This is a genomic window from Thermomonospora cellulosilytica (assembly GCF_014138835.1).
In the GTDB taxonomy this organism is placed as follows: domain Bacteria; phylum Actinomycetota; class Actinomycetes; order Streptosporangiales; family Streptosporangiaceae; genus Thermomonospora; species Thermomonospora amylolytica.
This window is the reverse complement of the sequence record NZ_JACJII010000001.1, coordinates 5,397,743-5,420,488: the sequence shown is the minus strand read 5'-3', so window position 1 is coordinate 5,420,488 and position 22,746 is coordinate 5,397,743. Positions and strand designations below refer to the sequence as shown.

The following is a 22,746-nucleotide window of genomic DNA, read 5'->3' as shown; positions in this document are numbered from 1 at the left end:
CGGAGCTCATAGAACCGTGGAGCACTGGCTACTCAACCTGCCGGGACCGCCGTCCTGGTCAGTACTGCCCGCATCCCCAGCTGTGCTGGTGGATGGTCTCCGCTTCACTGTGGGGGCCGGGCTCCTTCGGGGGCCGGGGTGTGGAACCTCCGGGTGTGGGGTTCGGGTGGGTTGGACACACTGTTGGGTCCTGAGGAAACGGACCCTCTCCTGGTCTCCTTTGGGAGGTCGGGGGGTTGTTTTCTCTGGGCTGCGGGGCCACGGCCCCTCCCGGGCGTGTGTGTTCGGGTGTGGTGTGGTTGTCCGGTTGTTTTTTGTGAACTGCATAGTGGACGCGAGCATCTTTGATCGCTGTAGGTTTGTTAAGTTGTTAAGGGCATACGGTGGATGCCTTGGCATCGGGAGCCGATGAAGGACGTGGGAGCCTGCGATATGCCTCGGGGAGCCGGCAACCAGGCTGTGATCCGGGGATTTCCGAATGGGGTAACCTGGCACCTGTCATGGGGTGTCGCTGCCGCCTGAATGTATAGGGCGGTGGTGGGAACGCGGGGAAGTGAAACATCTCAGTACCCGCTGGAAGAGAAAACAATATGTGATTCCGTGAGTAGTGGTGAGCGAAAGCGGAGGAGCCTAAACCGTGCGCGTGTGATACCTGGCAGGGGTTGCGTGTGCGGGGTTGTGGGACCATCCGGCCGGTGCTGCCATGCCGGCAAGGAGTGATAAACCGCTGGGGTAGTCGAACGGCTTGGGATGGCCGACCGTAGACGGTGAGAGTCCGGTAGGCGAAACTCTGGTGGCTTCTGGGTGTGTTCCCGAGTAGCACGGGGCCCGTGAAATCTCGTGTGAATCTGCCACGACCACGTGGTAAGGCTGAATACTTCCCGATGACCGATAGCGGACCAGTACCGTGAGGGAAAGGTGAAAAGTGCCCCGGTGAGGGGTCGTGAAAGAGTACCTGAAACCGTGTGCCTACAAGCCGTCAGAGCCGCAGGCCGCGGCCTCTTCGGGGGTTGTGGTTGGTGATGGCGTGCCTTTTGAAGAATGAGCCTGCGAGTTATGGTGTGTGGCGAGGTTAACCCGTGTGGGGTAGCCGTAGCGAAAGCGAGTCTGAAGAGGGCGTATGAGTCGCATGCTGTAGACCCGAAGCGGGGTGATCTAGCCATGGGCAGGGTGAAGCGCCGGTAAGACGGTGTGGAGGCCCGAACCCACCAGGGTTGAAAACCTGGGGGATGACCTGTGGTTAGGGGTGAAAGGCCAATCAAACTCCGTGATAGCTGGTTCTCCCCGAAATGCATTTAGGTGCAGCGTCGTGTGTTTCTTGCCGGAGGTAGAGCTACTGGATGGCCTAGGGGCCTCACCGGGTTACCGAAGTCAGCCAAACTCCGAATGCCGGTAAGTGAGAGCGCGGCAGTGAGACTGCGGGGGATAAGCTTCGTAGTCGAGAGGGAAACAGCCCAGATCATCGGCTAAGGCCCCTAAGCGTGTGCTAAGTGGTAAAGGATGTGGAGTTGCCGTGACAACCAGGAGGTTGGCTTAGAAGCAGCCATCCTTGAAAGAGTGCGTAATAGCTCACTGGTCAAGTGATTCCGCGCCGACAATGTAGCGGGGCTCAAGCACACCGCCGAAGCCGTGGCACTGACACTTGAGGTGTTGGTGGGTAGGGGAGCGTCCTGCAGCCGGTGAAGCCGCCGAGTGATCGAGTGGTGGAGGCTGTGGGAGTGAGAATGCAGGCATGAGTAGCGATTCACACGTGAGAAACGTGTGCGCCGGATGACCAAGGGTTCCTGGGGCAGGCTGATCCGCCCAGGGTAAGTCGGGACCTAAGGCGAGGCCGTGAGGCGTAGTCGATGGACAACGGGTTGATATTCCCGTACCCGCTGGTACGCGCCCATACCGAACCTCCTGATGCTAACCACCCGAACCGCCGCCCGGTCTTCGGACCGGGTGTCTTGCGGGGAGGCTGGGGCCCGAGGGGGTAGTAGGTAAGCGATGGGGTGACGCAGGAGGGTAGCTCAGCCCAGGCGATGGTCGACCTGGGGTAAGCAGGTAGCCCGGATCGTAGGCAAATCCGCGGTCCATGAGGGTGAGATGTGATGCCGAGCCGTTTTAGGTGAAGTGAGTGATCCCATGCTGCCGAGAAAAGCCTCTAGCGAGTGTGCCGGCGGCCCGTACCCCAAACCGACTCAGGTGGTCAGGTAGAGAATACCGAGGCGATCGGGTGAACTGTGGTTAAGGAACTCGGCAAATTGCCCCCGTAACTTTGGGAGAAGGGGGGCCACGCCTGGTGAACGCCCTTGCGGTGGGAGCTGGGGGTGGTCGCAGTGGCCAGGGGGAAGCGACTGTTTACTAAAAACACAGGTCCGTGCGAAGTCGTAAGACGCTGTATACGGACTGACGCCTGCCCGGTGCCGGAACGTTAAGAGGACCGCTCAACCCTCCTCGTGGGGGTGAAGGTGAGAATCTAAGCGCCGGTAAACGGCGGTGGTAACTATAACCATCCTAAGGTAGCGAAATTCCTTGTCGGGTAAGTTCCGACCTGCACGAATGGCGTAACGACTTCCCCGCTGTCTCAACCACAGGCCCGGCGAAATTGCAGTACGAGTAAAGATGCTCGTTTCGCGCAGCAGGACGGAAAGACCCCGGGACCTTCACTACAGCTTGGTATTGGCGTTGGGAGCGTCTTGTGTAGGATAGGTGGGAGACTGTGAAGCCGCCACGCTAGTGGGGGTGGAGTCGTTGGTGAAATACCACTCTGGTCGTTTCGAGCGTCTAACCCGCGCCCGTGAATCCGGGTGGGGGACAGTGCCTGGTGGGTAGTTTAACTGGGGCGGTTGCCTCCTAAAGGGTAACGGAGGCGCCCAAAGGTTCCCTCAGCCTGGTTGGTCATCAGGTGTTGAGTGCAAGGGCACAAGGGAGCTTGACTGTGAGACAGACATGTCGAGCAGGTGCGAAAGCAGGGCCTAGTGATCCGGCATCTCCGTGTGGAAGGGATGTCGCTCAACGGCTAAAAGGTACCCCGGGGATAACAGGCTGATCTTCCCCAAGAGTCCATATCGACGGGATGGTTTGGCACCTCGATGTCGGCTCGTCGCATCCTGGGGCTGGAGTAGGTCCCAAGGGTTGGGCTGTTCGCCCATTAAAGCGGCACGCGAGCTGGGTTTAGAACGTCGCGAGACAGTTCGGTCCCTATCCGCTGCGCGCGTAGGAGACTTGAGAGGGTCTGTCCCTAGTACGAGAGGACCGGGACGGACGAACCTCTGGTGTGCCAGTTGTCCCGCCAGGGGCATGGCTGGTTGGCTACGTTCGGTCAGGATAACCGCTGAAAGCATCTAAGCGGGAAGCCTTCCTCGAGATGAGGTCTCCCTCCCCCTGTGTGGGGGTAAGGCCCCCAGGAGACGACTGGGTTGATAGGCCGGGCATGGAAGCATCGTAAGGTGTGGAGTGGACCGGTACTAATAGGCCGAGCGGCTTAACACACCACTGTTGCAGCGTGGATGTTCGCGTCCCTGTGCGGTTCACAGAAAACAACCCCCGCACCCCGCCGGCCCTTTGTCGGCCGCGGTTGTTGGTAGGTTGTTGGTAACTGAATAACGCGTCCACCACCCCCTCTGGGGGGTGCTGGAACGCCACGGGTTTCCCGCCGTGCCTGGCACGGCCGGGGTGAGGCGTTCCGGTGGTCATGGCGGAGGGGAAACACCCGGTCTCATTCCGAACCCGGTAGTTAAGCCCTCCAGCGCCGATGGTACTGCACGGGAGACCGTGTGGGAGAGTAGGACACCGCCGGAACAACAACCACCGAAAAGGGCCCGGCCCCGCGAAGGCTTCGTCTTCGCCGGGGGGCCGGGCCCTTTTCGCATCCCCCGGCCCCCCGTCCCGGGGCCTTCCTTCGAGGAGCTTTCCACCAGGAGGGTGTGGATGGATGGCGTGGGACGGGTGTTGAGGGCCCGGTTTCCTCGAGGATTCAAGTCCTCGAAGGAACTGGGCTTTTTTGTGTGTTCAGGGACCGGCTGGACGGGGCGGCGTTGCCCGCCGACGACTGGCCGGGGCCGGTGTTGTTTCCGGCGGGCTCCGGATCTCCGCTCGGCCGAGGGGCAGTGTGTCGGCGCGGCTGGTGGGGTGTTTCCGGGGCGGATTCGTGCGGTGGGGGTCAGATCTCCTCGCCGGTCGGGGATGGCGGTGTTGAGGGTGGGGTTTGGTGTTCGGTTGTGTCGGTGGTGATCCGTTGCGGGGTGGGCCTTGGCGGAGGGGATTCGGAAGTGGGCGGGGGAGCCGGTGATCTTCTGGAGCGGGGCGGCGCGGGCGGGGGTCGGGGGCCAATAAGCTGGGAGGGTTCCTGCAGACCACGATGATGACAGTGACGGACGTGATGAGCGCGGAAGAGGATCGTCGCGGCGACGGGAATCGCGAGCGGCGTGGCGGCGGCCAGGGCGACGGCGGGTACCGGAACGCCTCTGGAGGCCAGGGGAAGTCGTTCCCACGAGGACGTGGCGGTGACGGCGGGCCGCGCTCGAACGAAGCCAGGGGCGGAGAGCGGTGGAACCGGGGCGGGAAGTCCCAGGGGGGATCGGCCGGCTCCTGGAAGGCTCGTCGCGGCGGTTCCGGCGGCGGCCGGCCTGCCGGGGATCGGCAGGGCTGGAATCGCGGTGAGGATCGGGAGCGGTCTGAGGAACGCCGTGGCTCTGAGGGGCGGCCGTCCCGGTCCGGTGGGCCGGGGCGCGCCCCGGCGTCGGGTGAACGGGGTGAAGGGCGGCCGTTCCGTCCCTCCGGGAAGGGACGTTGGTCGCAGGATCGTTCGCCCGGGTCCGCCGGTGGGCGCGGTAAGGAGCGCGACCGTTCGGCGGGGCCGCGGAACGATCGGCGTGAGCGGGAGCGGTACGCCGGTGGTGAGGAAGGGGCGCCGGAGGGCACCCGTCCCAGTGGCGGGCGCCCCCAGCGCCGTTCGGGCGAGGGCAGACCGTTCTCCCGGGACGAGCGTCGGTCCGGCAGGCGGGAGGACCGCGGCGGCCGGTCCGGCGGTCCGGGACGCGGCGCGGGCCGGCCGGGCGGCGGGCCGCGCCGGGAGGGTCGTGAGGAGCGGCGGGAACGTCCGGCGCGCGTGCCGGAGGGGCCGGAGCTTCCCGAGGACGTGACCGGTGACGAGCTCGATGCCGAGGCGCGCGCCGAGCTGCGCACCCTGCCCAGGGACCTGGCGACGAAGGTCGCCCGCCACCTGGTGATGGCCGGGCGGCTGATCGACGAGGAGCCGGACGTCGCGTACCAGCATGCGCGCGCCGCCCGCCGGCTCGCCTCGCGGGTCGGCATCGTCCGGGAGGCCGCCGGGCTGGCCGCCTACCACGCCGGCGAGTGGGCCGACGCGCTGGCGGAACTGCGCGCCGCCCGCCGGCTGCGCAACACCGAGGAGGCGTACCTGCCGATCCTCGCCGACTGCGAACGCGGCCTGGGCCGTCCCGAACGGGCGCTGGACCTGGCCAAGTCCCCCGCCGCCCGCCGCCTCGACCAGGCCGACCGCGTCGAGCTGCGCATCGTCGAGTCGGGGGCCCGCCGCGACCTGGGGCAGCACGACGCCGCGGTGGTGACGCTGCAGATCCCCGAACTCCGCGACAAGCAGCTGCGGCCCTGGTCGGCCCGGCTGTTCTACGCGTACGCCGATGCGCTGCTGGACGCCGGCCGCGAGAAGGAGGCCGTCGAGTGGTTCGCCCGCTCGGCGGCGGCCGACCGCGACGGCGTGACCGACGCCCCCGAGCGTTACGCCGAACTCGAGGGTCTGGAGATCATCGACCTCGAGGACGAGATCGGGGGGGAACCCTCGATCTCCGCCGAGGACGCCCTCGCGGGGTCGGTTCTCGGATCCGCCTCAGAGCCGGACGAGGTCGTGGAGGGACCCTCGGTCTCCGCCGAGGGCGCTCCCGCCGCGTCGGCCGCCGAAGCCGCTCCGGGCGAGAGCGTGACGGACTCCTCGGTCTCCGTTGAGGGTGCTCCTGCGGAATCGGCCCGTGGATCCGCCTCGGAGTTGGAAGGGACCGTGGAGGGATCCTCGGTCTCCGCCGAGGGCGTCCCCGCTGCATCGGCTCCCGAAGCCGCTCCGGGCGAGGCCGTGACGGACTCCTCGGTCTCCGTTGAGGGTGCTCCTGCGGAATCGGCCCGTGGATCCGCCTCGGAGTTGGAAGGGACCGTGGAGGGATCCTCGGTCTCTGTTGAGGGTGCTCCCGTCGTATCGGCCGCCGAAGCCGCTCCAGGCGAGAGCGTGACGGACTCCTCGGTCTCCGCTGAGGGCGTTCCACCCGCATCGGAGCCGGGCGAGGCCGTTGAGAGGTCTTCGGGTTCCGCCGGGGATGCCGTTGCGGAGTCGGCCCTTGAAGGCGAGCCGAAGCCGGACGAGCCTTCGGCCCGTGCCGAGGGGGTGGAGGGATCGAGTCTCGAAGCCGGCCCGGCCGGGGCTCCTCCTGCGAACCCGTTCAGTCTGGAGTTCGTGGCGCCGCCGTCCGCCCAGGAGGTTCAGGAGACTCCCTCGGCTTCCGGGCCCGGCGGACCGGAGGACGTCGATGATCAGCGGCCGGACGGCGATGCGCCACGGGCGGACTGACCTCCGAGAGCGGTGAGGCCGAGGCGCCGGCCTGCCCGCCCGATCCATGACCACGGACTTGGGCCGGCCCTCGGCGGTGGTACGCCCTGCTGATCCAGGGCTCGTCGTCGAAGCGGTCATGCGGCGTCCGCGTGTTTCCCGGCTCGCCGCCATGTGCTCGGCCCCTGGCCGATGCCGTCGGGGTCGGCGGGCAACCGAACCGCAGCCGACCGAAGTGCTGCCGGCACTTTGACGACAGTCCCAGGCGTGTCCGACGGGTCCCGCAGGGCGCCTTGCCTCCAGGGCACCGGCCGAGGGCGCCTGGCGCGGTGACCGCGTCCGAAGGCGGCGGGATCCGACTGAGGGGTTGACGTCGTGAGGAATTTTCACGATATTCACCGGGGCATGGCCGGGCGGCGCGGGCGGTGTCATTCGTCGGTGATCGGCTCGGTCTGATCCTGTCCGTCATGGGGTGAGGAGGGCCATGCCGATCGAGCTGAAGCGACGTGCGTTCTTGCGGGGTACGGCCATCGCCGGGGGGACGGCCGCCTTTTCCGGAGCGCTGTGGCAGCGGGCCTTCGCGGAGCCGGCGCAACCCGGGGTGGGGCCGTACGGGCCGCTGCGGGCGGCCGACGCGAACGGGATCCAGTTGCCGGAGGGGTTCACCAGCCGGGTGATCGCGCGGTCCATGCAGCGCGTGCCGGGGACCCGGTACACGTGGCATCCGGCTCCGGACGGCGGGGCGTGCTTCCCTGCCGGGGACGGGTGGATCTACGTCAGCAACTCCGAGGTGCCGCTGGTGGGCGGGGCCTCGGCCGTTCGGTTCGACGCCTCGGGGAACGTCGTCGACGCGTACCGGATCCTCAACGGGACCACGATGAACTGCGCCGGCGGCGCGACCCCGTGGGGGACGTGGCTGTCGTGCGAGGAGTACGACCTCGGCATCGTGTACGAGACGTACCCGCAGGGCGGCAGGTCGGCGGTGCAGCGGCCGGCCCTGGGGCGGTTCACGCACGAGGCGGCGGCCTGCGACCCGGTGCGCCGGGTGGTCTACCTGACCGAGGACGAGGAGGACGGCTGCTTCTACCGGTTCCGTCCCGACACCTGGGGCGACCTGTCGAGCGGGACGCTGGAGGTCCTCGTCGGGTCGGGCACGGGGAAGGTCACCTGGCAGCGGGTGCCCAGCCCGCGGGTCTGGGTCACGCCCACCCGGCACCAGGTGGACGGGGCGATGCGCTTCAACGGCGGCGAGGGCTGCTACTACACCGGGAACGTCTGCTACTTCACCACCAAGGGCGACGGGCGGGTCTGGGCGTACGACGCCGCGACGTCCACGCTGGCACTGGCCTACGACGACGACCTGGTGACCGGCGAGGCGCCGCTGACCGGCGTGGACAACATCACCGGCGCGCGGACCGGCGACCTGTACGTGGCCGAGGACGGCGGCAACATGGAGATCAATCTGATCACTCCCGACGGGGTGGTGACGCCGTTCCTGCGGGTGCTGGGGCACGACGAGTCGGAGATCACCGGGCCCGCCTTCTCACCGGACGGGACCCGGCTGTACTTCTCCTCCCAGCGCGGCACCAGCGGCTTCGCCGGAGGCACCGACGGCTACACCTACGAGGTCACCGGGCCGTTCCGCCGCTGAGCCGGGCGGCCCGCGCCTGGACCCGCGAGAACGACCGCGGGTTCAGGCGTGCCTGCTCAGGGAGTGGATGATCCCGGAGACGTTGCTGACCGCGCTGCTGAGGACCTCGTACTTCTCCTCCAGCTCCGGGTCGGCGTCCGGGCCGAACGCCTTGTACCGCCCGGCGGTGCGCTCCTTGACCGCGGCGACCGCGTGGTCGAGGTCCATGCCCGCCTCGTGGGCGTCGCGGACCGCGTCCACCCAGATCCGCAGCTCCTCGGCGGACCGTTCCAGCGTCTCGTCCACCGCGTCCACCGGGCCGTAGTGGGCGAACAGCAGCCGCTGCGCGCCCAGCGCCCGGAACTTGTCCAGCGACGCCAGCGCCGTGTCCAGGTCGAAGTCCGGGGGCGGCGTCGCCGGGCGCACGTCGGCGGTCTCGGGGATGTAGACGCCCGCCGCGTCCCCCACGTACAGGTCGCCGGTGAGGGAGTCGAGCAGCCCGACGTGGTGCTTGGCGTGGCCGGGGGAGTAGTGGGACTCCAGCCGCCGGCCGCCGCCCAGGTCGATCACCCCGGTCTCCTCCACGGCCCTGATCCGGGTCGCCTCGGTCGGCTTGAGCTCCCCGAACAGCGTGTCGAGCATGTCCCCGTACACCATGCGGGCGCTGCGCATCAGCCGGGACGGGTCGGCCAGGTGCCGCGCGCCCTTCTCGTGGACGACGATCTCGGCGTTCGGGTACATGCGGGCGATGTCGCCGACCCCGCCCGCGTGGTCCAGGTGGATGTGCGTCACGACCACGGTGGCCAGGTCCTGCGGGCCGATCCCCAGCTCGTCCAGCGCCCGCCGGACGTTCGGCGCGGATCCGCTGGTGCCGGGCTCGACCAGGCACGGCCGGTCGGACCGGATGAGATAGCCGGCCGTGATCCCGGAGTACCCGGCCATCCGCGTGTCGATCTCGTAGACCTCGTTCCCCAGCGGGGTGATCGGGCTGTCGGTGCTCATCGCGCGGCTCCGTTCGCATGACCTTCACCAGGGGCCGATGACCGGCTCCGGCCCGGGTTCATCGTAGATCGGGAACGTCATCCCAGGTCCAGCAGCCGCATCACCAGCCCGGTCCGCGGCTTGGGCCCGAACGAGGTGGACTTGCGGGGCACCCGTTCGCCTTCGGCGGCCACCGCCAGCACGTCGGCGACCGCGGGCGGGTTCATGATCACCGCGGTGCCGCCGGAGCGCCGGGCGCGGTGCAGGGCGGCCGCCGGGTCCTCGTGCACGACCTCGACGGTGCGCTCGTCGGCCGGCACGCCCCACAGCCGGTCGATCAGCAGCGTGTCGAGCACCGCGGTGTCCAGCCGCCGCCACCGCGGGGAACGCCCGGCCGGCATCGCCTGGTCCAACAGGCCGGCGTCCGGGTCGGTCAGCAGCCACAGCCCGTCCGCGCCGCCGAGCAGGAACGCCGGGCCGCCGGCGCCGGCCAGCGCCGCCGTCCCGGACTCCAGGTCCGGCATCTCGCGTACGGCGAACGCCTTGGCGGCGCGTTCCACCGCGTCGCGCGGGGGCAGTCCGGGCAGCACCCGGTGGATCGCGCCGAGCCGCGGCGGGTGGCGCCGCGAGTCCACCAGCAGCGCCAGCCCGTAGTCCCAGGGCCCCGGTCCGTCTCCGGCCGCGTGACGGCGCTCCTGCAACGCCCGGTAGGTCGCGTACCGGTGATGCCCGTCGGCGATCATCGCCCGCCTGCCGCGCAACCCGGCCGCGATCCGCTCCTGCACCGCCGGATCGCCCACCCGCCACAGCCGGTGAAGCGTTCCGTCGTCTGCCCGGAACTCCACCACCGGACGCCGGGTCTCCGCGATCTCGTCCACCACCGCCCCGGGATCGGCCTCATCTGCCCCGGCGAAGGGTCCTCCGGCGATGACGGAGGCGTCTTGGCCGATGGAGGCGGGGCCGTGGCCCGGTTCCTCAGGGGAGCGGCCGGCGGGGCCCTCGTAGATGAGGAAGATGGGCTCCAGGTTGGCGCGGGTGGCGGTCATCAGGGCGAGGCGGTCCCGGACGGGGCCCGGGAAGACGTCCTCGTGGGGGAGGATGACCCGGTCGGACTCGGAGCGCAGGCCGACCGCGCCGATCACGCCGCGCAGCAGGGTCCCGTCGGTCGCGACGGTCTCGTACACGTACAGGGCGGGTTCGGGGTCGGCGATCAGGACGCCCTCGGCCAGCCAGCGGCGCAGGGTCTCGGCGGCGCGGCGGTAGCCGTCCTCGCCGGTCGGCAGGGTCAGCCGCACCACGTTGTGGCCGTCGCCGGCGGCCAGCCGCCGGACCTCCTCGGGATCGATCAGGTCGTACGGCGGGCACGTCACCGCCGCCAGGTCGCCCACCGCCTCCGGCGCGAACCGCACCCCCCGGAAGGGGATCAGCTCCAGCCCTCGGACATCCGGGGGCGAACCGTCCGAGGCCGTACCAAAGGGGAGATCGGCGTCCACTGTGGGCATGGTAATGGGAGAGACGGCCGAGTCCGGCGACCGGGTACGGTCGAAAGCAGGGTCGGAGGGGAGGTCCATATGCACATACAAGGAGCACAGGGACCGGAGGATTCCCCCGGCGAAGAACGTCGGACCCCCGACCCGAGCGGGGATTGGAACGGTGCGGAGCCCAGCGGCGGCGTGTACGAGTGGTACACCCGCGGCATGGCCCTGCTGGGCTCGGGCAGCCCGGCGGCGGCGGTGCAGCTGCTGCAGCGGGCGGCCGACGCGGAGCCGTCGTCGCGGAGCATCAGGGAGGCGCTGGCCCGCGCCCAGTACGGGGCGCGGCGGTTCGCCGAGGCGGCCGACAGCTTCCGCTGGATCGTGCAGGAGAACCCGGCCGAGGACTACGCGCTGTTCGGGCTGGGCCTGTCGCTGTCCAGGCTCGGCGACTTCGAGCAGGCCGTGGAGCATCTGGCGCTGGCCGTGGCGATGCGGCCGGAGAACAAGGACTACACCAAGGCCCTGCGGCACGTGCGGGCCACCCTGGAGGCCCGCCGCTGACCCCGGCCCCGTGCGGCGGCGCCTACGATCACCACTGGACTCCCACGTACGGGGGAGGACGACCGGGCCGCGGACCCGGGACGATGAGCGGCACGGTACGAGGGAAGGGGCCATCGACGTGCGCGGGTGCGACCGTCCACTGAGCGAGGCGTACGACGTCGCGCTGCTCGATCTCGACGGGGTGGTGTACGTGGGACACCGCCCCGTGCCGGGCGCGCCGGAGGCGCTGGCCAAGGCGCGCGCCGCCGGGCAGCGCCTGGCGTTCGTCACCAACAACGCCTCGCGGACGCCCGGCGCGGTGGCGGCGCTGCTCACCGGCATGGGGGTGCCCGCCGACGCCGGCGACGTGGTCACCAGCGCGCAGGCGGCGGCGCGGCTGCTGGCCGAACGGCTGCCCGCCGGGTCCAGGGTGCTGGTCGTCGGCGGGATGGGACTGCGGCACGCGCTGTACGCCCAGGGCCTGGTGCCGGTGTCCACCGCCGCCGAACGTCCCGCCGCCGTCGTCCAGGGCTACGACCCGAACCTGTCGTACGGGCTCATCGCCCAGGGCGCCCAGGCGGTGGCGCAGGGGGCGCTGTTCGTCGCCTCCAACGGAGACCTGACCATCCCCGGCGGGGACGGCCCGCCCAGGCCCGGCAACGGCTCGCTCATGCAGGTGATCAGGGCGGCGACCGGGGTGGACCCGATCGTCACCGGCAAGCCCGAACGCCCCCTGCACCACGAGTCGATCATCCGGACCGATGCCCGCGCCCCGCTCATCGTGGGGGACCGGCTGGACACCGACATCGAGGGCGCGCACAACGGCGGCGCCGACAGCCTGCTGGTGTTCACCGGCGTCACCGACCCGCTGACCGTGCTGACCGCGGAACCCCGGCACCGCCCCACCTACCTGTCGGCCGACCTGGGCGGGCTGCTCGTTCCGCATCCCCCGGTACGCGCGGACGGCGACGGCCACCACTGCGGCGGCTGGACCGCCCGCCGGGCCGGCGGCGAGATCGAGCTGACCGGCGAGGGCGACCCCTGGGACGGGCTGCGCGCCCTGTGCGGCGCGGCCTGGCGCACCGGCGAGCCCGCCGACGCCAAGGCCGTCGCCCGCGCGCTGGAACGGCTCGACCTCACCTGAGGTTCGCCGGGTCCTCACCTGGCGCACGCCTGATCGCAGGATGCGTCCCGCAGCGTCGTCCGGACGAGATCGTCCGGACGCTCGAAGGGAACGCATCCGATGAACAGATGGCGCCAGGTCGCGCTGGCCGTCGCCGCCGCGCTCACGCTGGGCACCGTCGCCGCCCGGCCCGCCACGGCCGAGCCCGACCACGACCGGCATCGCAAGGCGTTCGACCTGCAGGCCCACCGCGGGGGTATGGGGCTGGTGGTCGAGAGCACGGTCCCGGCGTTCGCCAACGCCCTCGAGCTGGGGGTCAGCACCCTCGAGCTGGACGTGCAGATCACCGAGGACCGTCAGGCCGTCGTCACCCACGACCGCCGCATCAGCAACCGCACCTGCAAGGACACCGCGCCCGCCTTCCCGGGCGACCCGGAGTTCCCCTACGTGGGCAAGTACGTCCACACCCTGACCCTCGCGCAGGTCCGCACCATGGACTGCGGCTCGACGATGATGCCCGCCCACCCCGGCCAGCGGGCGGTGCCGGGCGAGAAGATGGCGCTGCTGAGCGAGGTGTTCGCGCTCGTCCACCGCTACCGGGCGTACGGGGTGAAGCTGAACGTCGAGACCAAGGTCGAGGCGGGCGCGCCGCACGAGACCGCCCCGCGCGAGCAGTTCGTCCAGGTCACCGTGAACGAGGTCCGCAAGGCGCGGCTGCTGCGGCAGGTCACCGTCCAGAGCTTCGACTGGGGCGCGCTGATGCGGATGCGGCAGGTCGAGCCGCGGCTGCCGCTGGTGGCGCTCACCAACTACGACTTCCTGCAGACCGGGCGGCCCGGTGCGTCGCCGTGGCTGGGCGGGCTGGACATCGACGACTTCGGCGGCGACCCGCTGCGCGCGGTGAGGTCGTTCGGGGCGTCGGCGTTCTCCCCGGTGCACGGCTTCCCGCAGAACGGCAAGGTCACCGACCCCGACTACCGGCCGTACGTGACGCGGGACATGGTCGAGCGGGCCCACCGGATGGGCCTGAAGGTGATCCCGTGGACGATCAACGACGAGCCCACCATGCACAAGCTGATCGACGACGGCGTGGACGGCATCATCACCGACTACCCCGACCGGCTGCGCGACGTCATGGCCGAACGGAGCCTCAAACCGCCCAAGGGTTACCGGGCCCGCTGAGACCCCGGTCCGCCGATCACAGCAGCCTGCGCAGCCGCAGCAGGTCGCGGAAGCTCGCCTCGATCTTGAGCCGGCCGGTCGCCCACGCCCGGCCGGCGTGCAGCTCGTCCTTGGCCAGCGCCACCAGGTCGTCGCTGCCCACCGTCACCCGGACCTGCCCGTCGCCCGTGTCGGCGGTGATCTCGAACGGGTCCAGGCCGCCCGCGTGGATCCGGGACCGCCAGGCCAGTCCCAGGTCCGGGACGCGGCACACGATCGTGCGTTCCACCACGTGGTCGGCGAAGCGCTCGGGATCGACGGCGCCCAGCCGGGTGCGGATCAGGTCCAGCGCCGCCCGGCACTCCTCCTCGTTCGCCATGGTCAGGCCGTTCCCCCATCGGTCGCCAAGGATGTCGCCTCAGGACGGTAGCGTTCATCACGACGTGAACGCGACGTGGAGGAGGCACATGTCCGGCGAACCCCCGGCGGACGCGCCCGGCGCGACGGCCCCGGGAGTGGCCGAGGACGGGACCTGGCGCCCCGCACCGGCCGCCCCCCAGACCCCCGAGGCTCCGCAGGTCGCACCGGCTCCGCAGGCCCCGCAGGCGCCGCGGGCCGTGCCGGCGGGCGCGGTGGTGGCGGCGCTGGGCACGGTGCCCCCGCCGGAGCCGACCGGCGACGAGCGGGTCGACGCCGCGCTCGGCCGGCTGGCGGGGCTGGCCGGGCTGCCGGTGGCCGACCACGTGGAGGTCTTCGAGGAGGTCCACCGCGGCCTGCAGGACGTCCTGACCTCCGTGGACCAGGAGGCGCCGCCGGTGCCGCGGCCGCCCGGTCCGGGCATCCTTCCTCCCCGGCCCGGGCACGTCCATCGGGGCGGAGCATGACGGGAGGGCACCGGGAGGCGGCACGATGCCGGTGACGAGGCGGCGGCTGGACGCGGAGCTGGTGCGGCGCAAGCTCGCCCGGTCCCGCGAGCAGGCCCGCGAGCTGATCGAGGAGGGCCGGGTGCGGGTCGGCGGGCGCACCGCCGCCAAGGCCGCCACCCAGGTGGAGCCGACCGCCGCGATCGTGGTGGAGGCCGCCGGCGCCGAGCCGGAGTACGTCTCCCGCGGCGGCCACAAGCTCGCCGGGGCGCTCAGGGCGTTCACCGCCCTCAAGGTCGAGGGGCGCCGCTGCCTGGACGCCGGCGCCTCCACCGGAGGGTTCACCGACGTGCTGCTGCGCGCCGGCGCCGCCCATGTGGTCGCCGTCGACGTCGGCTACGGACAGCTCGCCTGGCCGCTGCGCACCGACGAGCGGGTCACCGTGCTGGAGCGGGTGAACGTCCGCGACCTGACGCCCGTACAACTGCCCGGAGAACCCCCGGACCTGGTGGTGGGAGACCTGTCGTTCATCTCGCTGCGGCTGGTGCTGGCGCCGCTGCGGGCGTGCGCCGCCCCGGACGCCGACTTCGTGCTGATGGTCAAACCGCAGTTCGAGGTCGGCAGGGAACGGGTGGGGGCCGGCGGGGTCGTCCGCGATCCCGCGCTGCGCGCCGAGGCCGTCCGCGACGTCGCCGGGCACGCCGCCGCGCTGGGCCTGGGCGTCGCCGGGGTGACCGCCAGCCCGCTGCCCGGTCCCTCCGGCAACGTCGAGTACTTCCTGTGGATGCGGGCAGGGGCACCGCCGCTGGACGAGGCCGACCTGGAGCGCGCGATCACCGAGGGACCGTCCTGATGGGCCGGCGCGACACCGGCAGGAGAGGGGGCCGGGCTCCCATGACCGACGACCGCCCGGAGGGCCCGCGATGAGCGGCCGGTCGGTGCTGGTGGTGGCGCACACCGGGCGGCCGGAGGCGTGCCGCAGCGCCGCCCTGGTGATCGAGCGGCTCAGCAAGGCCGGCATCGAGGTGCGGGTGCTCGACGAGGAGGCGCCCGACCTGCACTGCTCGGGGGTGCAGGTGGTGCCGGTCTCCGCGGCCGCCGCCGAGGACGCCGAGCTGGTGATGGTGCTCGGCGGCGACGGCACCATCCTGCGCGCCGCCGACCTGGCCCGCGCGTCGGGGACCCCGATGCTCGGCGTCAACCTCGGCCATGTCGGCTTCCTCGCCGAGGCCGAGCGCGACGACCTGACCTCCACCGTCGAACGGGTCGTCGAGCGCCGCTACCACGTCGAGGAGCGCATGACCATCGACGTGATCGTGCACCGCAACGGCGAGGTCGCCGCCACCACCTGGGCGCTCAACGAGGCCACCGTGGAGAAGGCCGAACGCGAGCGGATGCTGGAGGTGGTCGTCGAGATCGACGGCCGTCCCCTGTCGCACTGGGGCTGCGACGGTGTGGTGTGCGCCACCCCCACCGGCTCGACCGCGTACGCGTTCTCCGCCGGCGGCCCGGTGGTGTGGCCGGAGGTGGAGGCGATGCTGGTGGTCCCGATCAGCGCGCACGCCCTGTTCGCCCGCCCGATGGCGGTCTCCCCGCGGTCGGTGGTGGCGATCGAGGTGCTGCCCGACACCCCGCGGGCGGTTCTGTGGTGCGATGGGAGGAGGACGGTGGGCCTGCCGCCCGGCGCCCGGGTGGAGGTGCGCCACGGCGCGATCCCGGTCAAACTGGCCAGACTGCACCGGACCCCGTTCACCGACCGGCTGGTGACCAAGTTCGGCCTCCCGGTGACCGGCTGGCGGGGCCGGGCCCGGCCCGGCGCGGGCGATGCGGGCGGCCCGGCCGGGGGATAATCTCTGGCCGTCGACCAAGGAGAGGGTGTGACGCTCGTGCGGCCGATGGTCGAGGAGGTACGGATCCAGGGCCTTGGCGTGATCGACGAGGCCGTCCTGGACCTGTCCCCGGGGTTCAACGTGGTCACCGGCGAGACCGGCGCCGGCAAGACCATGGTGGTGACCAGCCTCGGGCTGCTGTTCGGCGGGCGCGCCGACCCGCAGCGGGTGCGGCCGGGCGCGGCCCGCGCCACCGTGGAGGGCCGGATCGTGGTGGACCCCACGGGCCGGGTGGCCGCCCGGGTCGCCGAGGCCGGCGCCGAACTGGACGAGGACACCCTGATCATCACCCGGTCGGTGTCCGCCGAGGGCCGCTCGCGGGCCCATCTGGGCGGCCGGTCGGTGCCGGTCAGCACGCTGCTGACGCTGGCCGACGACCTGGTGGCCGTGCACGGCCAGTCCGACCAGCAGCGGCTGCTGCAGCCCGGCCGCCAGCGCGCCGCCCTCGACCGGTACGCCGGGGACGCCCTGGCCAAGCCGCTGCGCGCGTACACCGCCGCCTACCAGCGGCACCGCCAGGTGACGGCGCTGCTGGAGGAGCTGACCACCCGGGCCCGCGAGCGCGCCCAGGAGGCCGACATGCTCCGGTTCGGCCTGGAGGAGATCGAGAAGGCCGAGCCCAAGGCGGGCGAGGACGCCGAGCTGGCCGCCGAGGCCGAACGGCTGGGCCACGCCGACACGCTGCGCACCGCCGCCACCACCGCGCACGAGGCGCTGCTGGGCGACCCGGACGCCCCCGCGGTCACCCCCGCCGACGTGATGAGCCTGCTGGGCACGGCGCGCGTCGCGCTGGACGGCGTGCGCGGCCACGACGACACCCTGGGCCAGCTCGCCGACCGGCTCGCCGAGGCCGGCTACCTGATCTCCGACGTGGCCACCGAGCTGGCCGCCTACGCCGAGTCGGTGGAGGCCGACCCGGTGCGGCTGGCGGCGGTGCAGGAGCGCCGCGCCGAGCTGGCCGGGCTGACCCGCAAGTACGGCGACAGCGTCGACGAGGTGCTGGCCTGGGCGCAGCGGTCGGCGGCGCGGCTGGCCGAGCTGGAGGGCGACGACGAGCGCATCGAGGAGCTGCGCGCCGAGCACGCCGAGCTGACCGAGCGGCTGCGGGAGCTGGCCGCCGAGCTCACCGCGATCCGCACCCGGGCCGCCGAGCGGTTCTCGGCGGCGGTCACCGAGGAGCTGACCGCGCTGGCGATGCCGCACGCCCGGATCGTGGTGAACGTCACCCCGACCGAGGAGTTCGGGCCGTACGGGGCCGACGAGGTGGAGCTGCGGCTGGTGGCGCACCCGGGCGCGCCGCCGCTGCCGCTGAACAAGGGCGCCTCCGGCGGTGAGCTGTCGCGGGTGATGCTGGCCATCGAGGTGGTGTTCGCCGGCGCCGACCCGGTCCCGACGTTCGTGTTCGACGAGGTCGACGCCGGGGTCGGCGGCAAGGCGGCGGTGGAGATCGGCCGCCGGCTGGCCCGGCTGGCCCGCAGCGCCCAGGTGATCGTGGTCACCCATCTGCCGCAGGTCGCCGCGTTCGCCGACCGGCACCTGCTGGTGGCCAAGTCCGACGACGGCTCGGTCACCCGCAGCGGCGTCACCGTCCTGGACGGCGAGGCCCGGGTCCGGGAGCTGTCGCGGATGCTGGCCGGGCTGGAGGACTCCGAGCTGGGCCGCGCGCACGCCGAGGAGCTGCTGGAGCTGGCCGCGCAGGATCGGCAGGGCGCGGGCTGAGCCCGGCCGGCCCTGGCCGGTAACCGAGCGTGCGCGAACGGACACGCGCGTCCGTTCGTCTTTCACTCGGTACCCTCCCGCGCTCTGGCAGGATGACAGGTGATGAACGAAAGGCCTTCGCTCGCCGTCCGGCGCGCCCGCACCGTCCAACGGCGGCTCTCGCGGCGCGTGCTCGGCCTGGCCAAGGACGACGACCGGCCGGGGGTGCGGGCCGAGGTCCGGCTGGACCGCCGCACCAAGAGGCTCACCAAGCGGCTGCAGCCCGGCGAGGTCGCGGTGATCGACCATGTGGACCTGGACCGGGTCAGCGCCGAGGCCCTGGTGTCCTGCCGGGTCGGCGCGGTGGTCAACGCCGCCCCCAGCATCTCCGGCCGTTACCCCAACCTGGGGCCGCAGATCCTGCTGGAGGCCGGCATCCCGCTGGTCGACGACGTGGGCCCGGAGATCTTCACCCGGCTCACCGAGGGCGAGCAGGTCCGGGTGCACGAGGGCGTGGTCTACCGCGGCGACGAGGTGATCGCCAAGGGCACCGAGCAGACCCCCGAGACGGTGACCGAGTCGCTGACCGCCGCCAAGGCGGGGCTGTCCAACCAGCTCGAGGCGTTCGTCGTCAACACCCTGGAGTACATGCGGCGCGAACGCGAGCTGCTCATCGACGGGGTCGGCGTCCCGGACGTGGCCACCGACCTGGAGGGGCGGCACGCGCTGATCGTGGTGCGCGGCTACCACTACCGCGAGGACATCGCCACGCTGCGCCCCTACATCCGCGAGTACCGGCCGGTGCTGATCGGGGTGGACGGCGGGGCGGACGCGCTGCTGGAGGCCGGCTACAAGCCCGACATGATCGTCGGTGACATGGACTCGGTCTCCGACGAGGCGCTGACCTGCGGGGCCGAGCTGGTGGTGCACGCCTACCGGGACGGCCGCGCGCCCGGCCTGGCCCGGCTGCAGGACATGGGCCTGGACGCGGTGGTGTTCCCGGCCACCGCCACCAGCGAGGACATCGCGATGCTGCTGGCCGACGACAAGGGCGCCAGCCTGATCGTCGCGGTCGGCACGCACGCCAACATGGTCGAGTTCCTCGACAAGGGGCGGGCCGGGATGTCCAGCACGTTCCTGACCCGGCTGCGGGTGGGCAGCAAGCTGGTGGACGCCAAGGGCGTGTCCCGGCTGTACCGCAGCCGGATCTCCGGCTGGTCGCTGCTGCTGCTGGTGTTCGGCGCGTTCATCGCCATGACCGTCGCGGTGCTGGTCTCGCCCATCGGGGAAGTGATCCTGCCCCTGCTGGCCGAGCGCTGGCACGCCTTCCTCTTCTGGCTGACCGGACTGTTCACGTGATCGACTTCCGCTATCACCTCGTCTCCATCGTCGCGATCTTCCTGTCGCTGGCGGTCGGGCTCGTGCTGGGGGCCACCGCGCTGTCGGACCCGCTGCTGGGCACCCTGAAGAAGGAGGCCGAGGCCACCGGCAAGCGCAACGAGGAGCTGCGCAACCGCCAGCGCGAGCTGCTGACCCAGGTGGAGGGCGAGGAGCAGTTCGCCGCCACGGTCGGCCCGCACGTGCTGGCCGGCCGGCTGAAGAACCAGTCGGTGGTGCTGGTGGAGACCCCCGGCGCCGGCTCCGACAGCCTCAACAAGATCGCCGAGCTGCTGGGCGAGAAGTCCGCCGGGGCGACCGTCACCGGCCGGGTCACCGTGCAGAAGAAGTTCCTCGACGACGACCAGGCCGCCACCCTCGACCAGCTGGCCGAGCAGCTCAAGCCCGCCGACATGACGTTCCCCGAGGGCGCCGGGCCGTACGACAAGGCCGCCCAGGTGCTGGCCGCCGCGCTGCTGACCGACGACCCGGCCAAGGCGCTGCGCGACGACGCCTCCGGCAAGGCGACGCTGGAGGCGTTCAAGTCGGCGGGTTTCGTGACCGTCAGCGGCCGGCCCACCCAGCATGCGACACTCGCCGTCATGGTCGCACCCTCCTCCCCGTACCAGCAGGACGGGGCCGACACCGACAACCAGGCGCTGCTGTCGCTGACGCGGGCGCTGGACGCGGCCGGGCGCGGCGGCGTGCTGGCCGGCCCGACCACCGCGGTCGCCGACGGCGGGCTGATCGCGGCGCTGCGCGAGTCCGACACCGGCGAGCGGGTGTCCTCGGTCGACACCATCGACCAGTCCTCCGGGCAGGTCGTCACCGTGCTGGCGCTGGCCGAGCAGCTCGCCGGGAAGGCCGGGCACTACGGCACCGGCGAGGGCGCCCGCGCCTACCTGCCCACCCCCGGCCCGCTTCCGGGGGGCAACGGATGAAGACACTGATCGTCGGCGGCCTGCTGGGCGCCGTCGCCGCCCGCGCCGCCTACACCGCGCTGACCCGCCGCCCGCCCGGCGTGGGCGGGCGCGACGGCGAGGAGGTCTGGGGCCGCACCAACCACCGGGGCGAGCCGGTCACCCTGCTGGAGGGGCCGGCGTTCGTGGCCGGGGCGGTGGCCGGGGGCCTGGCGGTCCCCGGGCTGCCCGGCCGGGTGCGGGCCGCCGCGCTGCTGGCCGGGACGGGCGCCGGGGTGCTCGGCGCCTACGACGACCTGGCGGGCTCGGCGTCCTCGCGGGGCTTCAAGGGGCATCTGGGGGCGCTGGCGCGCGGCGAGGTCACCAGCGGGGCGGTCAAGATCCTCGGCATCGGGGCGACCGGGCTGGCCGCCGCCGCGGTCGCCGGGTCGCCGGCGCCGACCGCGGCGGGCCGGGCGTTCGACGCGGTGACCGGCGGGGCGGTGGTGGCCGCCGCCGCCAACCTGATGAACCTGTTCGACCTGCGGCCCGGCCGGGCGATCAAGGTCGGCCTGCTGGCCGGCGCTCCGCTGGCGGCCACCGGCCCGGCGCAGGCCGCGGTGGTCGCCGCGCCGCTCGGGGCCGCGGTCGCGCTGCTGCCGGAGGATCTGGGCGAACGGGCGATGCTCGGCGACGCGGGCGCCAACGCGCTCGGCGCGCTGCTCGGGCTGGCCGCCGCCCGGTTGCCGCGCGGCCCCCGGCTGGCGGTGCTGGCCGGCCTGGTCGGGCTGAACGCCGCCAGCGAGTTCGTCAGCTTCACCAAGGTCATCGCGGGCAACCCGGTCCTGAACCGGCTGGACATGCTCGGGCGCCGTCCGCCCGCCGCACCGCCGCCCGCACAGCCGACGGCCGGCGAGGTCGCCGAAACCGCCTAGTGAACGACACGGTGCAGTGGCTCACCCGGGGTCTGGCGGGTGCGGCCGTCCTGATCGGCGTGCTGACGGTGCTGGCCCGCCTGGCGGGGTTCGGCCGGACGGTGGTGTTCTCGCAGACCGTCACGGCGCAGTGCGTGGGGCAGGTCTACAACGCCGCCAACATGATCCCCACCATCGTGTTCGAGATCGTCGCGGGCGGCGCGCTGGCCGGGATGGTGGTCCCGGTGCTGGCCGGGCCGGTCGAACGCGGCGAGCGCGAGCACGTCCGCCGTACCGCCTCGGCGATGCTGACCTGGGTGGTGCTGGTGCTGCTGCCGCTGTCGGCGGTGATCGCGCTGGCCGCCGGGCCGGTGATGGCGCTGCTGGTCCCCGGCGACGCGCAGGGCTGCTCGGTGCCGGACGCGATCGCGGTCGGCGCCGACATGCTGGCGGTGTTCGCCCCGCAGGTGGTGCTGTACGGGCTGGCCGTCGTGCTGTACGGGGTGCTGCAGGCGCACCGGCGGTTCACCGGCCCGGCGCTGGCGCCGCTGGTGTCGAGCATCGTGGTGATGGGCGCGTACCTGCTGTTCGTGCCGTGGGGCGCCGATCACCGCGGTGATCTGGCCGGGCTGCCGAGGGCGGCCGAGCTGGTCCTGTCGGTGGGCACCACGCTGGGGGTGGTGGCGCTGGTCGGCACCGCCGTGGTGGCGGCGTGGCCGCTGCGGCTGCGGTTGCGGCCGGCGCTGCGGTTCCCGCCGGGGGTGGCCGCCCGGGTGCGGTCGCTGGCCGCGGCGGGGCTGTCGACGGTCGCCGCCCAGCAGGTCGCCACCCTCGCGGTGATCGTGCTGAGCTGGCGGGGCACGCCCGGGGCGCTGGCCGACTACGGCTACGCCTGGGCGGTGTACCTGCTGCCGTGGGCGATCCTGGCGGTGCCGATCGCCACCAGCGCGTTCCCGGTGCTGTCGGCGCGGGCCGGGGACCGGGAGGGGTTCGACGCCGTCACCGCCTCCACCACGCGGGCGGTGCTGCTGGTGTCGGGGGCCGGGGTGGCGGGGCTGGCGGCGATCGCGGTGCCCGTCGCGTACTTCCTGGACAGCGCGCCGGGCACGCATCCGGAGGTGCTGGCGCGCGGGATCCTGGCGTTCGCGCCCGGCCTGCTCGGCTACGGGCTGGTGGCGCACGTGGGGCGGGTGCTGCTGGCCTGCGGGTGGAACCGGGCCTCGGCCGCGGCGACGGTCGCCGGGTGGGCGACGGTGCTGGTGGCCGACGTGGCGCTGGTGGCCGTGGTGCCGCGGGACTGGGTGGTGGCGGCGTTCGGGATCGGCAACACCCTCGGGATGACGGTGGCGGGCGTGCTGCTGACGGTCGCGCTGGTGCGGGCCCGGGGCCGGGGGGTGCTGGCCGGGTTCGGCCGTGCGGTGCCGGCGGCGCTGGGCGGGGCGGCGCTGGGCGGTGGGGCCGGGTACGGGGTCGCCGCGTTCATCGGCACCGGGAGCCAGGTCGGCAACGTGGTCACGGCGGCGGTGGCGGCGGCGGTGGCCGGTGCGGTGTTCCTGGCGGTCGCGTTCGTGTTCGACGGCCGCGATCTGCGCGCCGTCCTCAGCCGAAAGGTCGCACGTGAAGGAACTTGACGG

16 protein-coding genes and 2 rRNA genes are annotated in these 22,746 nt (G+C 72.1%); 15 read left to right on the top strand and 3 right to left on the bottom strand.

Features of this window, described 5'->3' with window-relative positions:
- Positions 1-360 precede the first annotated feature (360 nt).
- From HNR21_RS25575 to HNR21_RS25560, 4 genes are all read left to right on the top strand, one after another.
- A 23S ribosomal RNA gene (locus HNR21_RS25575) occupies positions 361-3,477 on the top strand.
- A 192-nt stretch (positions 3,478-3,669) separates the two neighbouring features.
- Positions 3,670-3,786: ribosomal RNA gene (gene rrf, locus HNR21_RS25570) — 5S ribosomal RNA — on the top strand.
- Between the two features lie 1,339 nt (positions 3,787-5,125).
- The gene (locus HNR21_RS35570) at positions 5,126-6,583 is read left to right on the top strand and encodes a hypothetical protein (protein WP_312881264.1); all 1,458 of its coding nucleotides are present in this window, start codon (positions 5,126-5,128) and stop codon (positions 6,581-6,583) included.
- A 463-nt stretch (positions 6,584-7,046) separates the two neighbouring features.
- Positions 7,047-8,213: an alkaline phosphatase PhoX gene (locus HNR21_RS25560; protein ID WP_182707207.1), complete on the top strand. Its 1,167-nt coding sequence runs from the start codon at positions 7,047-7,049 to the stop codon at positions 8,211-8,213.
- A 42-nt stretch (positions 8,214-8,255) separates the two neighbouring features.
- Here the strand turns inward: HNR21_RS25560 and HNR21_RS25555 are convergent, their stop codons facing one another.
- Both HNR21_RS25555 and HNR21_RS25550 read right to left on the bottom strand, forming a co-directional pair.
- Entirely contained in the window at positions 8,256-9,194 is a 939-nt protein-coding gene (locus HNR21_RS25555; protein WP_182707206.1) for an MBL fold metallo-hydrolase, read from the bottom strand.
- A 77-nt stretch (positions 9,195-9,271) separates the two neighbouring features.
- Entirely contained in the window at positions 9,272-10,675 is a 1,404-nt protein-coding gene (locus HNR21_RS25550) for a DUF1015 domain-containing protein (RefSeq protein WP_182707205.1), read from the bottom strand.
- Positions 10,676-10,846: 171 nt separating this feature from the next.
- Here HNR21_RS25550 and HNR21_RS25545 point away from each other — a divergent pair, with 171 nt between their 5' ends.
- The 3 genes from HNR21_RS25545 to HNR21_RS25535 all read left to right on the top strand — a co-directional run bounded on the left by HNR21_RS25545 (position 10,847) and on the right by HNR21_RS25535 (position 13,493).
- Entirely contained in the window at positions 10,847-11,209 is a 363-nt protein-coding gene (locus tag HNR21_RS25545) for a tetratricopeptide repeat protein (RefSeq protein ID WP_119730753.1), read from the top strand.
- 118 nt (positions 11,210-11,327) lie between these two features.
- On the top strand, positions 11,328-12,332 hold the full coding sequence (locus HNR21_RS25540) for an HAD-IIA family hydrolase (protein ID WP_182707204.1): 1,005 nt from the start codon (positions 11,328-11,330) through the stop codon (positions 12,330-12,332).
- A gap of 99 nt (positions 12,333-12,431) precedes the next feature.
- The gene (locus HNR21_RS25535; protein WP_182707203.1) at positions 12,432-13,493 is read left to right on the top strand and encodes a glycerophosphodiester phosphodiesterase family protein; all 1,062 of its coding nucleotides are present in this window, start codon (positions 12,432-12,434) and stop codon (positions 13,491-13,493) included.
- Between the two features lie 16 nt (positions 13,494-13,509).
- Here HNR21_RS25535 and HNR21_RS25530 read toward each other — a convergent pair whose 3' ends face one another.
- Positions 13,510-13,851, bottom strand: a complete 342-nt coding sequence (locus HNR21_RS25530; protein ID WP_119730750.1) for an SCP2 sterol-binding domain-containing protein — start codon at positions 13,849-13,851, stop codon at positions 13,510-13,512.
- Positions 13,852-13,939: 88 nt separating this feature from the next.
- On the opposite strand from HNR21_RS25530, the gene HNR21_RS25525 reads away from it, so the two are divergent.
- The 8 genes from HNR21_RS25525 (at position 13,940) to murJ (ending at position 22,743) form a co-directional block, all read left to right on the top strand.
- The gene (locus HNR21_RS25525) at positions 13,940-14,356 is read left to right on the top strand and encodes a hypothetical protein (RefSeq protein WP_182707202.1); all 417 of its coding nucleotides are present in this window, start codon (positions 13,940-13,942) and stop codon (positions 14,354-14,356) included.
- Between the two features lie 25 nt (positions 14,357-14,381).
- Positions 14,382-15,188: a TlyA family RNA methyltransferase gene (locus HNR21_RS25520; RefSeq protein WP_182707201.1), complete on the top strand. Its 807-nt coding sequence runs from the start codon at positions 14,382-14,384 to the stop codon at positions 15,186-15,188.
- 70 nt (positions 15,189-15,258) lie between these two features.
- Positions 15,259-16,185, top strand: a complete 927-nt coding sequence (locus HNR21_RS25515) for an NAD kinase (protein WP_119730748.1) — start codon at positions 15,259-15,261, stop codon at positions 16,183-16,185.
- Positions 16,186-16,230: 45 nt separating this feature from the next.
- Positions 16,231-17,943: a DNA repair protein RecN gene (recN, locus tag HNR21_RS25510; RefSeq protein WP_182708832.1), complete on the top strand. Its 1,713-nt coding sequence runs from the start codon at positions 16,231-16,233 to the stop codon at positions 17,941-17,943.
- A 102-nt stretch (positions 17,944-18,045) separates the two neighbouring features.
- Positions 18,046-19,281 carry a putative cytokinetic ring protein SteA gene (gene steA, locus HNR21_RS25505; protein ID WP_182707200.1) on the top strand — a complete coding sequence of 412 codons (1,236 nt, stop codon included), beginning with the start codon at positions 18,046-18,048 and terminating at the stop codon, positions 19,279-19,281.
- Entirely contained in the window at positions 19,278-20,240 is a 963-nt protein-coding gene (locus HNR21_RS25500) for a copper transporter (RefSeq protein WP_119730746.1), read from the top strand. The genes steA and HNR21_RS25500 overlap by 4 nt, the downstream gene beginning before the upstream one ends.
- Positions 20,237-21,133 carry a hypothetical protein gene (locus HNR21_RS25495; RefSeq protein WP_182707199.1) on the top strand — a complete coding sequence of 299 codons (897 nt, stop codon included), beginning with the start codon at positions 20,237-20,239 and terminating at the stop codon, positions 21,131-21,133. The genes HNR21_RS25500 and HNR21_RS25495 overlap by 4 nt, the downstream gene beginning before the upstream one ends.
- Positions 21,133-22,743 (top strand): murein biosynthesis integral membrane protein MurJ, encoded by a 1,611-nt coding sequence (gene murJ, locus HNR21_RS25490; protein WP_312881263.1) that lies wholly within the window; start codon positions 21,133-21,135, stop codon positions 22,741-22,743. The genes HNR21_RS25495 and murJ overlap by 1 nt, the downstream gene beginning before the upstream one ends.
- Positions 22,744-22,746 lie beyond the last annotated feature (3 nt).

What these genes read in the sequence shown, in the direction of transcription:
- recN (WP_182708832.1), top strand. Translation starts at nt 16,231, where the DNA reads ATGGTCGAGGAGGTACGGATCCAGGGCCTTGGCGTGATCGACGAGGCC.
- HNR21_RS25515 (WP_119730748.1), top strand. Translation starts at nt 15,259, where the DNA reads ATGAGCGGCCGGTCGGTGCTGGTGGTGGCGCACACCGGGCGGCCGGAG.
- HNR21_RS25525 (WP_182707202.1), top strand. Translation starts at nt 13,940, where the DNA reads ATGTCCGGCGAACCCCCGGCGGACGCGCCCGGCGCGACGGCCCCGGGA.
- HNR21_RS25555 (WP_182707206.1), bottom strand. Translation starts at nt 9,194, where the DNA reads ATGAGCACCGACAGCCCGATCACCCCGCTGGGGAACGAGGTCTACGAG.
- HNR21_RS25520 (WP_182707201.1), top strand. Translation starts at nt 14,382, where the DNA reads ATGCCGGTGACGAGGCGGCGGCTGGACGCGGAGCTGGTGCGGCGCAAG.
- HNR21_RS25535 (WP_182707203.1), top strand. Translation starts at nt 12,432, where the DNA reads ATGAACAGATGGCGCCAGGTCGCGCTGGCCGTCGCCGCCGCGCTCACG.
- HNR21_RS25530 (WP_119730750.1), bottom strand. Translation starts at nt 13,851, where the DNA reads ATGGCGAACGAGGAGGAGTGCCGGGCGGCGCTGGACCTGATCCGCACC.
- HNR21_RS25495 (WP_182707199.1), top strand. Translation starts at nt 20,237, where the DNA reads ATGAAGACACTGATCGTCGGCGGCCTGCTGGGCGCCGTCGCCGCCCGC.
- HNR21_RS25550 (WP_182707205.1), bottom strand. Translation starts at nt 10,675, where the DNA reads ATGCCCACAGTGGACGCCGATCTCCCCTTTGGTACGGCCTCGGACGGT.
- steA (WP_182707200.1), top strand. Translation starts at nt 18,046, where the DNA reads ATGAACGAAAGGCCTTCGCTCGCCGTCCGGCGCGCCCGCACCGTCCAA.
- HNR21_RS25560 (WP_182707207.1), top strand. Translation starts at nt 7,047, where the DNA reads ATGCCGATCGAGCTGAAGCGACGTGCGTTCTTGCGGGGTACGGCCATC.